We start from the raw sequence: 13,803 nt of genomic DNA, 5'->3' as shown, positions 1-13,803 counted from the left end.
TTTTGCATGATATGTGGCTGCCTCGGAAACTAGAGATCCTGCAAAATTATTTTCAGAAATGTGGGCAATAATACTTTTTTTATCATATGGTAATTTTATATCTATCATTCTTTGATAATTTCCTTTCCTATCAATCTAATTAGCAATTATAATTAATCAAAAGGAAATTCAAACATTCATTCGTGCATACTTATCAATATATTCAATAAGAGTATGATTTGTAACGTTGAACTTATACACTTTTTTCAATGCAAAAAACCGGATTGACTTTCCCCGCTATTAAAAGTACCATCTGTTGTTGGTACTTGTTGGAGTTTCCATAAAAATACCACTATAATGTTACTATATAGAAAGGATTGTGTAGTACATGGTAATGAGCCATACTGAATACTTGATGAATTATCTTCAATCAGAAAGAATGCCTGTAATTAAAAAGAAAAAACATACCTATTTGACCTATCATGGATTAGAAGAAAAGAGTACCTATGTTTTGAAACATGGAATTGTTAAAACTTCAATTATTTTACAAGATGGTAGAGAATTTAATCTTTCATACATAACTCGACCTGATGTTTTGAGTTTACTTCGCGATGAAGTTTCTAAATACACTGACCAACCGTTTAATGTTCGTGTTGAATCTCAAGAAGCGGAGTTTTATAAAATTGATCGTGTTAAATTTTGGGAAATGGTTAATCAAGACGATGAGTTAAATAATTACGTTAAGGAATATTATCGAACAAAGCTTTCAGAAAATATTGTTCGTTTACAACGTATGATAATGGGTGGAAAACACGATGCTGTCTGTGCATTTTTATATCAACTCAATGATTTGTTCGGTAAAAGGCTTCCTAATCATCAAGGAGTATTAATTGATTTTACTGTAACTAATGAGGATATCGCTGGGTTCTGCGGTGTCAATTCAAGATCGTCAGTAACTAGAATACTGACTGACTTACGTGAAGAAGGCATTATAGACATAAAAAACCATAAATTTATTATTACGAACATGAATTATTTATTAGATTATGTGTCAATTTAGTTTTTACTGCATCTTCTTTTATTGGTTTTCAGTATATATAAAAAATAAGATTAAACGTTAAAAATCAAACTGATTTTTAACGTTTAATCTTATTTTTAAGTTTCTGAGACATCTATTAATTCAGAGGATCACCATACCATTTTTGATACATTGATTCAATTATAGTCATAGTATGCATGGTCAGCTCAGGAGTTACAACTGAACTTTTTAATTCTTTATTCGCTAACGCTTCATTTATATGATTAATTTCATGTACAATTTCACTTTGCTGGTCATCAGCCTTAAATTTCTTCAATTCACCAGTAGCAGTTTTCAAGTATGCCATTTTGGCTTCCCAATAATTTGGAATTGCCAACCTTCCTTTTGTTCCATATACCACTATCTTAGTCTCTAAGCCAAAGTCAGTTGCAATGATAATGTTCGCTAAAACATCATCTGCTTTTAATGCTAAGTTGCATCTGGTGTCTGTCTCACCAACTTCATTGAACTCAAACCCATTCCACTCTGTAACATCTTTACCAGTTAAATACTGAATAAGTCCAATTGGAGTCGTTCCTCCATTTATGAAAGCACCACCACCTGCAGATAACCTCGTAAACCATTCTTTTTTATCAGTAGTATCATAGTTCTCTTGAATATCTATGAAGTTCACTTCACCTATCATGCCCTGATCAATCAATTGTTTTGCTTTTTCAATGATCGGTAAGAAAATCGCGCTTTGGGACTCCATGATAAACAAATTCTTTTGCTGAGCCAATAAAAAAAGTTCACGTGCACCGACCTTGTGTCTCGTAAATGGTTTTTCCAATAAAACATTTTTCCCAGCTTCTAACGCGGCTTTAGCGCTCTCATAATGATCTTCATTTTTTATAGCCAAATATACAATATCAATTGAATCATCATTGAACAATGATTCTAGTTCATCATAAGTATCCGGGATTGCCATCTCTTGAGCAAACTGCTGCGCCTTTTTATAATCATGTCCAAAATTTGCAACTGCCTCACCTTTTGCGCTTTCTTTCAATGCTTCAACAAATTTAACTGCTAATCTATTAGTACCGACGATTCCATAACGGACTTTTTCTGCCATCATACTCACCTCATCATTGATAATAACTGCTTTTTATCCATTGTATCAGAGTTGCTGGCAGTTTCGTAACTATATTGGATCATATTTACTTATTTTTCGAAATTATACTGCGTAACTTGACTCCATCTTCTTCTGAACCGATTGTCACACGCAGCCAGTCTTTTAACAAACCGCGCCTAATCTGATATCCATTCCTTAATAATTCATCTGCTAATTTATTTGCAGCAGGAAAATTGAAAAAGACAAAATTTGCCTGACTGCTATAATACTTAATCTTACTTTCCTTGAAGAAATGTTCCCAATTATCTCTTTCAATACGCGTTTTTTCAACAGAATTATTGACAAAATCTTGGTCTGCCAACGCTGCTATTGCTGCAACCTGTGCAAGTGAATTCAGATTATAGGGCAATCTTACTGCTTGCATATAATTTGCTAGGTTTTCATTCATTACCGCATAGCCAACACGATAATTTGCTAATCCATATGCTTTGGAGAATGTCCGCAATAGCATTACGTTTTTGTAATTATCTAATTCTGGTAAAAAACTGGTACTATTATTTTTTGTAACATAATGAATATATGCTTCATCCAACAAAATCAAAACATTATCTGGAACCTGATCAAAGAAAGCCTTCAATGTACTGACCTCTTCATACGTTCCAGTCGGATTATTAGGATTGCATACCCAAATGACTTTTGTTTTATTCGTAATCTGCTTCAAAAAGCCTTCAAAATCATAGTGCCCATTTTCAGACAAACAAGGAACTTCAATAACTTTTGCACCTTCTATTTGAGCATGCAGTGCATATTCTGAAAATGTTGGCTTACTGAGGATCACCTCATCCCCAGTCTCAAGAAAGATACGTGAAATCATTGTAATAATTTCATCAAGACCAACCCCAAAAACCAACTTTTCAGGGATCACTCCTATGAAATCCGCAATCTTATTTCTTAAATCACTCGCATAGCCATCAGGATAACGATTTTCTTCTCCAAAGTTCCATTTTAAAATCGCTTCTTTTACCTTTGGAGAAGTTCCAAATGGATTTTCATTTGCTGATAATCTTACTAATTTCTTTAATCCCAATCTTTCTTTGACACTCTCAATCGGCTCTTCAGGTATATAATTCTCAATCTTCTTAATTTGTGATTTCATTGTTATCTCCTTATAGGTCTTGAATTTTACGGCGATCCTGTGTCTTGCTCATCAGACCTTCTCGCTTAGCCAACTCTACCTTTATCTCATCAAATTCTACTCCCTGTTCTACTAGGAGAACCATCACATGATACAGCAAATCAGCAGTTTCATATACTAACTCACCTTTATCAGGATTTTTTGCAGCTACAATTACCTCAGTTGATTCCTCCCCGACTTTTTTTAGAATTTTATCGAGCCCTTTAGTAAATAAGTAGTCTGTATAGGAACCTTCCTTGGGATTTTCCTTTCTTTTCAATACTAATTGGTATAGTTCTTCTAAATTTTGCATTATCACTTTTCTCCTTTAAAATTAATTTTTTCAAAAAAACAGGTACGTTCCCCAGTATGACAAGCTGGTCCTGCTGGCTTGACTCGGATTAAAAGCGTATCTTGATCACAGTCAAGTATAATATCCTTCACAACCTGTGTATTTCCGCTGGTTTCTCCTTTATGCCATAATTCCTGTCTTGAACGTGACCAAAACCAAGTTTCGCCCGTCATAATAGTTCTTTCATAGCTTTCCTCATTCATCCACGCAACCATTAAAACGTCACTTGTTTCATCATCGACAATTACACTTGTTATCAAGCCCTTTGCAAAATTAGGTCTGCTCATCTAATATTCACTCCTTGATCCCTCAATGTTTTCTTCAAGTCTGGAATTGCAATCTCACCATAATGAAAAACCGATGCTGCAAGTGCACCATCTACTGCACTTTTCTGAAAGACATCAGCAAAATCTGAACTCGTTCCCGCACCACCAGATGCAATAATTGGTACATCGACCAATATCGATAACTTTTGATATAATTCGATATCAAAACCTGACTTAGTACCATCTTTATCCATACTTGTCACGAGCAATTCACCTGCACCAAGTTCAACGATCTTTTTGGCCCACTCCAGCGCATCAATTCCAGTAGCTGTCTTACCCCCATGTGTATAAACTTCATAATAATCTTTTGCTGCATTTCGTTTAACATCAATTGCCACCACAATACACTGATTACCAAACTTTTTTGCCCCTTCTGTAATTAATTCAGGGGTTGCTACTGCGGCAGAATTCAATGAAATTTTATCTGCCCCCGCCCGTAACAATTCCTGCATATCGGTAACAGATTTAATCCCGCCACCAACTGTTAATGGCATAAAAACTTGACTGGAAACGCGCTCAACTACACCTTTCATTGTACTTCTTTTCTGATTTGTTGCTGTAATATCAAGAAAAACTAACTCATCTGCTCCTTGGCTTTCGTACTCTTCAGCAATGGTCGCCGGATCACCAACATCAACCAGATTTACAAAATTAATTCCCTTCTTAACTCTTCCATTATCAACATCCAAACATGGAATGATTCTCTTAGCCAGCATTGTCGTTCACCTCAGCAATCTCTGTTAATGTCAATCTGCCTTCAAACAATGCTTTACCAACCACCATGTCAGGCAACCCCGCCACAACCAATCTTTTTACATCTTCAATATCACGAATACCCCCAGATGCAATAATATTGCAGTCATTAAAGCTTGCCTTGAGCTTTTTTAATAATTCAACATTAGGACCCTTCATCGTGCCGTCTCTTTGAACATCAGTCACAATAAAGTTTCTGGCCCCTGCCTGTTCCATCTTAGCAATCAAAGTCTCCATCTTCGTATCAGATGTATCTAACCATCCATTCACTGCTACCAACTCATTAGTTCCATCGACGCCAATTACAATTTTAGCTGCACCAAATTGTTTTAATGATTCAACCACAAACTCAGGATCAAATAATGCTGCTGATCCAATAATTACACGGTTAATTCCAAGGCTAAGATAGTGTTCTACTCGTGCTAAATCTCTAATACCTCCGCCAATTTCAATTAGCCCAGTAAATACCTTCCGAATGTCTTTAATGACAGTTTCATTTTGCGGCGTTCCCTTCAAAGCACCATCTAAATCAACTAGATGCAAACACTTAATCCCAGCTGCTTGATATTTTCGGGCTTGTAATGCAGGTGTTTCTTCTATCAATGTTTCTTCCGCAAAATCTCCTTTGTATAAGCGGACACTCTTACCTGATTTCAAATCAATTGCTGGAAAAATCATTGCCTAACCACCTTTTCTGAAAATGTCTTCAAAATCTTCAGTCCTACTGCACCACTCTTTTCAGGATGAAATTGTGTACCAAAAATATTCTTATTTTGGACCATTGCCGGAATTTCAACCCCATAATCAACTGTTGAAATTAGATATTGCTTGTCACAAACTGCATAATATGAATGTACAAAATATGTGTATTCATCAGCAATAAAAGCAAAGTCAGTTTCATTTTTCTTAAGTTGGTTCTCATTCCAACCCATTTGAGGGACCTTTAAATCACCTTTTTCAGGAATAAGACCAACTTCTCCAGGAATCAGGCCTAATCCCTCATGGCTCCCATATTCGCTTGACTTTTCAAAAAGCAGCTGCATTCCAAGACAAATTCCTAACAAAGGAATTTTATTATCCAAAACTGCTTTTTTAATAACACCAATCAAACCTTTTTTTTCCAAGGTTGCCATTGCAGGACCAAATGCTCCCACACCAGGTAATATTAATCCAGAACTTTTCATGATTTTCTCTGGCTCGTCCGTTAATTGAACTTCAATCCCAAGGTGTTTAAATGCCTTTATCACATTGAATGTATTACCTGCATCATAGTCGATTATTGAGAGCACTTAAATCACCCCTTTCGTTGAATTTACACCTTCAATCTCTGAATTAATTGTTACTGCCTGTCTCATTGCTCTTCCAAATGCTTTAAATAAACTCTCAATCTTATGATGCGTGTTTCTCCCATACAAAATTTCAGCATGTAAATTCATCTCGGTGCTAAATGCAACAGCTTGAAAGAAGTCTTCCACAATTTCTGTCTCAAAATCACCTAACCGCGGATTCTCTAGCTCTGCTTTAAAAACCAAATATGAACGTCCACTTAAATCAACACAAACTCGGCCAAGCGTCTCATCCATTGGTACAAAAGCTGTTCCATATCTTTCAATCTGCTTTTTTTGTCCCAAAGCCTCTTTAAAACACATCCCTAAAACAATTCCCGTATCTTCAACTGTGTGATGTGGGTCCACATTCAAGTCACCCTCTGCGATTACTTCCAAACCAAAACGGCCATGTTTTGCAAAAAGTGTCAACATATGATCAAAGAAGCCCACTCCCGTACTGATTTTACTTTCTGTTTGCTTATCCAAGTTCAACTTAATTCTTATTTTTGTTTCTGCAGTATTTCTTGTAATTTCGGCTTCTCTCATATTAATTCTCCTTTTGATTAAATCTTTCTTCAATAGCACGGGCATGTGCTTCAAGTCCCTCAGTACGAGCAAGCGTCGTAATAGCTTTCAAATCACCTGCCAGTGACTCTTTTGAAAAATTAATGAATGATGTTTTTTTGACGAAATCATAAACACCCAATGGAGATGAAAACTTAGCTGTTCCACCAGTTGGCAATACATGATTGGGACCAGCTACATAATCCCCAAGAGGTTCACTTGCATATCTGCCTAAAAAGACCGAACCTGCATTCCTGATTAAGCTCAAATATTTCATTGCATCCTCAAGCTGAACTTCTAAGTGTTCTGGCGCAACAGTGTTCATTAGTTCAAACATCTCAGGAACGGATTTCATTACTGCGATAAATCCCCGTTCATTAATTGATTGTGTGGCGATATCCTTGCGTGGAAGTGTTTTTAATTGCTTTGTTACTTCATCGCTAACTGCTTGCGCTAACTGTTCGTCATCCGTTATTAAGATTGCACGAGCACGAACATCATGCTCCGCTTGTGAAAGCAGGTCAGCAGCCAATTCATTGGGCTTAGCATCTTTATCAGCCAATACACCAATCTCTGAAGGACCGGCAACCATATCAATTGCAACTTTACCAAAAACCTGTTTTTTTGCAGTTGCAACATAAATATTTCCTGGTCCGACAATCTTATTGACTGCTGGCACAGTTTCCGTTCCATATGCCAAAGCTGCAATTGCTTGTGCTCCACCAATTTGATAGACAGCATCTACACCTGCAATTTTGGCAGCTGCCAAAACAGTTTGGTTGATGCCATCCTTTTGTGGTGGTGTCACCATAATAACCTCATCTACACCTGCAATTTTGGCAGGTAATGCAGTCATCAGAATCGTTGAAGGATAGGCAGCTGTACCACCTGGAACATAGATACCGACTCGCTCTAGCGGTGTGACTTTTTGTCCTCTAATAATCCCTGGAATATTTGTATCAATAAAGCCTTGTTCTTTTTCCATTTCATGATAGCTGATGATGTTCTTCTTTGCTAATAATAATGATTCTTTAATCTCATTTGATAAATTCTTGTAAGCATCGTCAATTTCTGCTACAGGTATCTTGAATTCATCTAATGAAATGCTATCAAATCTTTTTTCATAATCTTTAAGAGCTTCATCGCCTTTTTCTCTAACATTTTCGACAATCTCAGCAACTCGTCGTTCAATTTCTAAATCAGTTGTCTGTTCAGTTAATCTTGCAACAATCTTCTTCATTTCACTTAATGATTCACGATATATTTTCATTTTTTCCGCCCCTATTTTTTTAATTCTTTATTTTGAATAACTTTTTCTAATTTATCTACCAATGAATATATTTCACGTGCTTTTTGCTTCAATGACATGCGGTTAACGACAAATCTCGTTGAAACCTTGTCCAAATAATCATAAATAAAAAGGTTATTTTCTTTCAATGTTGTTCCAGTCTCCGTGATATCAACAATTGCATCGGCCAGCCCTATTAGTGGTGCTAACTCAACTGAACCTTCAATCTTGATTACTTCAACATCTTGCCCTAGTGATTCAAAATAATTTTGCGTAATCAATGGATACTTTGTGCCAATTACTCTACGACCTTCTTTGTTAATCTCAAAATCTGTAGTCGAAGCAAGCACAAATTGACACTTTCCAATCCCTAAATCCAATAATTCATACTGTTCATTGCGATGCTCTGTCAAGATGTCGCTTCCAACAATCCCAATATCTACAACTCCAGAATTTAAATAAGTTGTAACGTCTGGTCCTTTGGCTAAAATGAACTGATATTCTTCATCTGGAGTATTAATTATCAGCTTTCTCTTTTTATTTTTAAGTGGTTCACAGTCAACACCAGCTGCCGTAAGTAACTCAATCACGGGCTCCTCAATCCTTCCCTTAGTCAAAGCAATCTTCAGTGACATTTTGCAAATTACCTCCTTCATCAATTTTATATAGTTCAGCATTTTGCTTGTGCGCAGCAAGAAATGCTTTTCTTAAATCAGCTTCCATTGATAACTCAAATTTGTGCTTATTAAGAATTTTATTTACCATTCCAAGTTGCTCGGGTTGGTAATACAATAAATCTTTTTCCCTTCTTTGTACTGAAACAGTAGAAAAATCTGCCAGTATTTCTAAATCAATTCCCATCCCAACAGCCGGTTCAGCTTGTTCTTGAAAATTCTCTAATAATTGATCGTATCTACCACCACTAAAAACATATTCAGAATTACTTTCGATAAAGCCCTTGAAAGTAATTCCAGTATAATAATTCTGCGGAGGAGCAACACTCAAGTCTAATAAGACTTTCTGCTTCGGCAACTGCTCTAACCAAGAGGTAACTTGTGTCAATTCATTAATAATCTGCTGGGCTTTTTCGGGTAGTTCATATTCTTTTATTTTGCGGAGAACCCAAGAAATATTTCCAAATAGCCGTGGCCACTTCTCTAAGAATTCAAACTCTTTTTTGTCTTTAAAAATAGATATATAAGCGAGATACTTCGGCATATTCTTCCTAAATAATTCCGTTTTGATTTTCTCTTTTAAGAACTTATCTTGCGTCAGCACATCTAAGATGCTGTTAGCAAATTGAGCATGTCCTAATTCAATTTGGACTTTCCCCTGAAGGAATTCTGTACTGATTTGATTAATCAAAAGCATACATTCAAGTTCTGCTCGAATTGAAGAGTACCCTACAATTTCAATGCCTGCTTGCGTCATCTGATTATATTTGCCAGATAAGGCCTTTGATATATTAAAGCGTTCACCAACATAATAAAATTTTTGCGGGAGTTTCACATTATTTGTAGCTAAGAAACGTGCCAATGGTAATGTTAAATCAGGACGTAATATTAGGCTATCATCATTACTATCAAGTAATTGATACGTTCCCATTTGCTTTAAATCAAACTCTGCAAAAACCTCCTTATGTTCCAGCAAAGGTGTACTTACCTTCATGAAATTATTTTCAAGAAGTCTTCGCTCAATCTCGGTTTTTATATGATATTTTTTTGATTCACGTTTCCCAAATCCATCTCTTGTTCCCAGTGGTAAATTGACTTTATGCATCTTTTTAATGCCTCCTTAAAAATAAAAAAGTCCTCTTAATCTAAAATTAGACTAAGAGGACGATTACCGTGGTTCCACCTCAATTTGTTAGTACCTCACAGTACCAACCTCATGTTGAATATAAATTCAACAGCGTTAACGAGCTTATCCGAGTAAATCTAATAGCCACAACAACGACGTTCGATTCATTGATTCATAGGTGTGTTTCATCAATTACTTCGGTCTCCTTCCCAACAACGGAAACTCTCTGTACGAGCGGCAATTGACTAATCTTCTAATCACAATCTTTTTTTATTAGAATTATATTAGTTTCATTAATTTTAAATAAGCATACACTTGAACTTATTTTCTGTCAAGTGTTTCTATGAAATCTGTCAGATGATATCCTCGACCAACCTCAGCAATCGCATGTGCATCAGAACCAAATACGAATGGAATATTCTTTGCACAAGCCAATTGGATAATTTGATTTCCTGGATATATCTCATTACAGTATGGCTTATATAATCCTGCAGTATTAAAGTCAAGCTCTCTGCTCTGCTCCTTAACCGTATTTAAAATATTAGAAAGCAATTCAAGATTATTGTTAGCAAATTTTGCTGGTAATTCAAAATAATCTTGATACTTTTTAATCAAATTCATATGGCCAATTCTTTGTGGTGCATATTTTCCTAAATCAGCTAAGACAGCTTGTTGAATAAGCTCGAAGTATCTCTGGTACAAGTTTTGCGGATCTGCTAAAAAATCTGAAAAACCATTAGCAAACTCTGTCGTATCATAATCGACACACCAAAAGCCGTTAGCAGTGCCCTTCATAAAATGAACAGATAAAATATTTTCTTGTGTTCGCGAACCATATTCATTCAAAAACTGTCTAATATCTTCTTCAAACCCAGGCAAATAATCAACTTCAAACCCAATCTTGAGATTGATAACATCACCATATTTTTTTTGCAGATTTTCACATAATTCAAAATAATCTTCCAATTGTGACCATTTAAGTGATGCTGTTTCTAAGCCCTCTGGGTTGCCTCTAAATTCTGATGCAAATCTTTTTGGCAATGGTGCATGTTCAGTAATACAATAATCTGAAAAGCCCAATTCAATAGCTTTTTCAACCATTTTTGCAGTAGAATCACCTGAACCATGCGGACAAAGTTCTGTATGTGTGTGCCCATCTTTCTTCATAAAATCCACCTCATCTAAATAAAATACTTGTTCAAATAATCTGCAATATGCCTTTTATATTCATTGGGGTTAATCCAATAGCTTTCAGCATGGCTTGCCCCCTCTACAATCCACAATTCTTTTGCAGCCTTTGTTGCCCGATAATTCTCCAGTGCCATATAACTTGGAACATAATCATCTTTTTCTCCATGGATAAAAAAGATTGGTAAGTGATTCTTTTTTAGTTGTTCAATTGATGAAATATCATCCAGATAATACCCTAAACGGCTATGGTTAATTGTGCTAACAAGTGGATAAAATGGATATTTAGGTAAATGAAATTGCTCCTTCAACAAGTAGGTGAGTTCCTCATCGATACTGGAGTATCCACAATCCGCGATGAGACATTCAACTTGGGAAGGTAAGTCTTCCCCACTCAGCATCTCAATTGTTGCAGCACCCATACTAACTCCAAATAAAACAATTTTGGCCTTCGTTCCAATCCTGTCAATTACTCGTGTAATCCACTTCAAATAATCCAATCTATCTAGCCAACCAAAACTAATATACTTGCCAGCACTTTCACCATGCCCACGATCATCAGGCAACAAGATATTATATCCCATATCATAGAACATCTTTGCATAATTTGCCATCGTCTCGCCGTTTCCCTTATATCCATGTGAAATTATTGCAACATTTGGCGAACTGCTTCTAGCTGGAATAAAGTATGCGGACATCCGCTCTTCCTCGTCACCAATTGAAAAAGTCCAATGCTCCTTGGTAGCCTTCTTAAACCACTTCACATACTTCCAGTAACTTTCGGCATATTTTTGCTTATCCGCTCCTGCTTCAGGAACATAGTCAACTCTCTTAAATGCAAATTTAAACAAGTATTCGCTTACCAAAACTGCACCCGCGATCCCCGTTCCTAGTATTGCGCTCAAACAAAAATTCTTTTTCCTCATCTCTTTACCTCCAACGCTTCACTACTTACAAAGTCAATTATTATCTTAATTAAAAAAAAGCACAAGCAAAACTTCTTTGTCATTATAATAACAAAAAAGTTCACTTGTACTAAATTAATGTTAGCTAGTTCAGTCCTCAGAATCTCTCTTTAAAAAATCTTACTTTAGACGATTATTTAGTTCTTTACTTAAATCTTCATATCCTGGTCTATTCAATAATGCGAACATATTCTTCTTGTATGCTTCGACACCTGGTTGATTAAATGGATTAATCCCATTTAAGTAACCCGAAATTGCAACGGCTATTTCAAAGAAATAAATCGTGTATCCAAGAGTATACGCACTGCGGTCTGGGATGTTCACAACCATATTAGGGACATCTCCATCAGTATGCGCCAAAACAACCCCTTGGAACGCCTTTGTATTAACAAAGTCCATTGATTTTCCTTCAAGATACCCTAGACCATCTAAGTTTTCTTCTTCCTTTGGTATCTCAACATCGTGATTAGGCTTAGCAACCTTTACAACTGTTTCCATTAGATTGCGACGACCCTCTTGGATATATTGTCCTAATGAATGCAAGTCTGTAGAGAAGTTAGCTGATGAAGGATAGATACCCTTTTGATCCTTGCCTTCAGACTCACCCATTAATTGTTTCCACCATTCTGAGAAATATTGCAATGATGGCTCGTAGTTCTCAAGAATTTCTGTTGTATAACCCTTACGATAAAGAATATTACGCAATGCGGCATATTGATAAGCTTCATTCTTTGTCAAATCAGCATCCTGATACGCAACACTTGCATCTGCCGCTCCTTGCATGATTGCATCTACATCTGCACCTGATGCAGCAATTGGTAATAATCCAACTGGTGTTAATACTGAGAAACGACCACCAACATCATCAGGGATAACAAAAGTCTCATATCCTTCCGCATCCGCTTCAGTCTTCAAAGCTCCACGTGCACGGTCAGTTGTAGCGTAGATACGCTCTTTAGCAGCTTTGCCATATTTTTCCACCAGCTTTGCCTTGAAAACACGAAAGGCAATTGACGGCTCGGTTGTGGTTCCAGATTTTGAAATAACATTAACAGAGAAATCACGGTCACCAACTAAATCAAGCAAATCATGGACATATGAAGAACTAATTGAATTACCTGCAAAAAAGATTTGTGGTGCATTTCTCTTTTCGGCAGAAAGTAAATTAAAGAAACCATGATGAATAAATTCAATTGCTGCACGAGCACCCAAATAAGAACCGCCAATTCCGATTACAATTAAAACTTCAGAATCTGACTGGATCTTTTTTGCTGCCTTCTTAATTCTTGCAAATTCTTCTTTATCAAAATCAGCAGGTAAATTTAAAAAACCTCTAAAATCATTACCTGCACCAGTACCTTCACGCAATTCCTTATCTACAGCCGAAACAAGCGCTTGCATTTCTCCTAACTCGTTAGGATGAACAAATTTTGTTAAGTTAGAGCTATCAAATGAAATATGTGCCATTTTGGGTATCTCCTTTTTATTCTTTTTTATTCCACCGCTATTATACAATATAATTCTTAATCTGTACGGACTTTTTATGAAAAAACAATTAAATATGCTTAAAATCGCTTACAAATATGCTATAACAACTTACTAATATGATTGTATTATAATTTTTCTCAAACTTCCAGTTAAAGAATTAAAAAATAAAAAGTAAATGTGACATAAGTTGGGAAACTTTGAGCACTAACTAAAATTATGAGCAAAGTATACTCTTTGCTACGAGTACTTTGGAGTTTAGAGTTTGGCAAAGAATTTTGACCTGTGGCACGTTTAATCAGAATGTGATATAAGTTTGAATTACGAACATCGTAAGTGCTTTGTTATGAATAAATAGAGGATTAGATCAAAATTTAACTTTTGACCTAACCCCTATCCTACGTTTAGTCAAGCCTCTAATTTCTTATTTTTTTAATCTTTGAACTAGTGA

General features: G+C 36.0%; 15 protein-coding genes and 1 other annotated feature. Of the genes, 1 reads left to right on the top strand and 14 read right to left on the bottom strand.

Annotated elements, in window-relative coordinates:
* The first annotated feature begins 367 nt into the window (after positions 1 to 367).
* The gene (locus tag ABF682_RS11585) at positions 368 to 1,039 is read left to right on the top strand and encodes a Crp/Fnr family transcriptional regulator (protein ID WP_289981606.1); all 672 of its coding nucleotides are present in this window, start codon (positions 368 to 370) and stop codon (positions 1,037 to 1,039) included.
* Between the two features lie 115 nt (positions 1,040 to 1,154).
* Here the strand turns inward: ABF682_RS11585 and ABF682_RS11580 are convergent, their stop codons facing one another.
* The 14 genes from ABF682_RS11580 to ABF682_RS11515 form a co-directional block, all read right to left on the bottom strand.
* Entirely contained in the window at positions 1,155 to 2,129 is a 975-nt protein-coding gene (locus ABF682_RS11580) for a Gfo/Idh/MocA family protein (RefSeq protein WP_415619897.1), read from the bottom strand.
* An 85-nt stretch (positions 2,130 to 2,214) separates the two neighbouring features.
* Positions 2,215 to 3,285, bottom strand: a complete 1,071-nt coding sequence (gene hisC, locus ABF682_RS11575; protein ID WP_415619896.1) for a histidinol-phosphate transaminase — start codon at positions 3,283 to 3,285, stop codon at positions 2,215 to 2,217.
* A gap of 10 nt (positions 3,286 to 3,295) precedes the next feature.
* Positions 3,296 to 3,616: a phosphoribosyl-ATP diphosphatase gene (gene hisE, locus ABF682_RS11570; RefSeq protein WP_289981592.1), complete on the bottom strand. Its 321-nt coding sequence runs from the start codon at positions 3,614 to 3,616 to the stop codon at positions 3,296 to 3,298.
* A 2-nt stretch (positions 3,617 to 3,618) separates the two neighbouring features.
* A complete protein-coding gene (hisI, locus tag ABF682_RS11565; protein ID WP_415619895.1) occupies positions 3,619 to 3,942 on the bottom strand; it encodes a phosphoribosyl-AMP cyclohydrolase in 324 nt (107 codons plus the stop codon).
* Positions 3,939 to 4,697: an imidazole glycerol phosphate synthase subunit HisF gene (gene hisF, locus ABF682_RS11560; protein WP_415619894.1), complete on the bottom strand. Its 759-nt coding sequence runs from the start codon at positions 4,695 to 4,697 to the stop codon at positions 3,939 to 3,941. Before hisF ends, hisI begins: the two co-directional genes overlap by 4 nt.
* Positions 4,687 to 5,412, bottom strand: coding sequence for a 1-(5-phosphoribosyl)-5-[(5-phosphoribosylamino)methylideneamino]imidazole-4-carboxamide isomerase (hisA, locus tag ABF682_RS11555; RefSeq protein WP_289981569.1), 726 nt, complete (start codon positions 5,410 to 5,412; stop codon positions 4,687 to 4,689). The genes hisF and hisA overlap by 11 nt, the downstream gene beginning before the upstream one ends.
* Positions 5,409 to 6,023 carry an imidazole glycerol phosphate synthase subunit HisH gene (hisH, locus tag ABF682_RS11550; protein WP_415619893.1) on the bottom strand — a complete coding sequence of 205 codons (615 nt, stop codon included), beginning with the start codon at positions 6,021 to 6,023 and terminating at the stop codon, positions 5,409 to 5,411. The genes hisA and hisH overlap by 4 nt, the downstream gene beginning before the upstream one ends.
* Entirely contained in the window at positions 6,024 to 6,608 is a 585-nt protein-coding gene (gene hisB, locus ABF682_RS11545; RefSeq protein WP_289981559.1) for an imidazoleglycerol-phosphate dehydratase HisB, read from the bottom strand.
* Position 6,609: 1 nt separating this feature from the next.
* Positions 6,610 to 7,896, bottom strand: coding sequence for a histidinol dehydrogenase (gene hisD / locus ABF682_RS11540; RefSeq protein WP_415619892.1), 1,287 nt, complete (start codon positions 7,894 to 7,896; stop codon positions 6,610 to 6,612).
* An 11-nt stretch (positions 7,897 to 7,907) separates the two neighbouring features.
* Positions 7,908 to 8,558 (bottom strand): ATP phosphoribosyltransferase, encoded by a 651-nt coding sequence (gene hisG / locus ABF682_RS11535; RefSeq protein ID WP_289981632.1) that lies wholly within the window; start codon positions 8,556 to 8,558, stop codon positions 7,908 to 7,910.
* Positions 8,524 to 9,693: an ATP phosphoribosyltransferase regulatory subunit gene (locus ABF682_RS11530; protein ID WP_415619891.1), complete on the bottom strand. Its 1,170-nt coding sequence runs from the start codon at positions 9,691 to 9,693 to the stop codon at positions 8,524 to 8,526. The genes hisG and ABF682_RS11530 overlap by 35 nt, the downstream gene beginning before the upstream one ends.
* 52 nt (positions 9,694 to 9,745) lie before the next feature.
* Positions 9,746 to 9,984: a binding site (T-box leader), on the bottom strand.
* Positions 9,985 to 10,035: 51 nt separating this feature from the next.
* Entirely contained in the window at positions 10,036 to 10,881 is an 846-nt protein-coding gene (hisJ, locus tag ABF682_RS11525) for a histidinol-phosphatase HisJ (protein ID WP_415619890.1), read from the bottom strand.
* Positions 10,882 to 10,895: 14 nt separating this feature from the next.
* On the bottom strand, positions 10,896 to 11,828 hold the full coding sequence (locus tag ABF682_RS11520; protein ID WP_415619889.1) for an alpha/beta hydrolase: 933 nt from the start codon (positions 11,826 to 11,828) through the stop codon (positions 10,896 to 10,898).
* Between the two features lie 159 nt (positions 11,829 to 11,987).
* On the bottom strand, positions 11,988 to 13,334 hold the full coding sequence (locus ABF682_RS11515; RefSeq protein ID WP_415619888.1) for a glucose-6-phosphate isomerase: 1,347 nt from the start codon (positions 13,332 to 13,334) through the stop codon (positions 11,988 to 11,990).
* Positions 13,335 to 13,803 lie beyond the last annotated feature (469 nt).

The organism is Liquorilactobacillus sp., from assembly GCF_047719775.1.
Taxonomy (GTDB): domain Bacteria; phylum Bacillota; class Bacilli; order Lactobacillales; family Lactobacillaceae; genus Liquorilactobacillus.
This window is presented reverse-complemented; position numbering and strand designations above follow the sequence as displayed.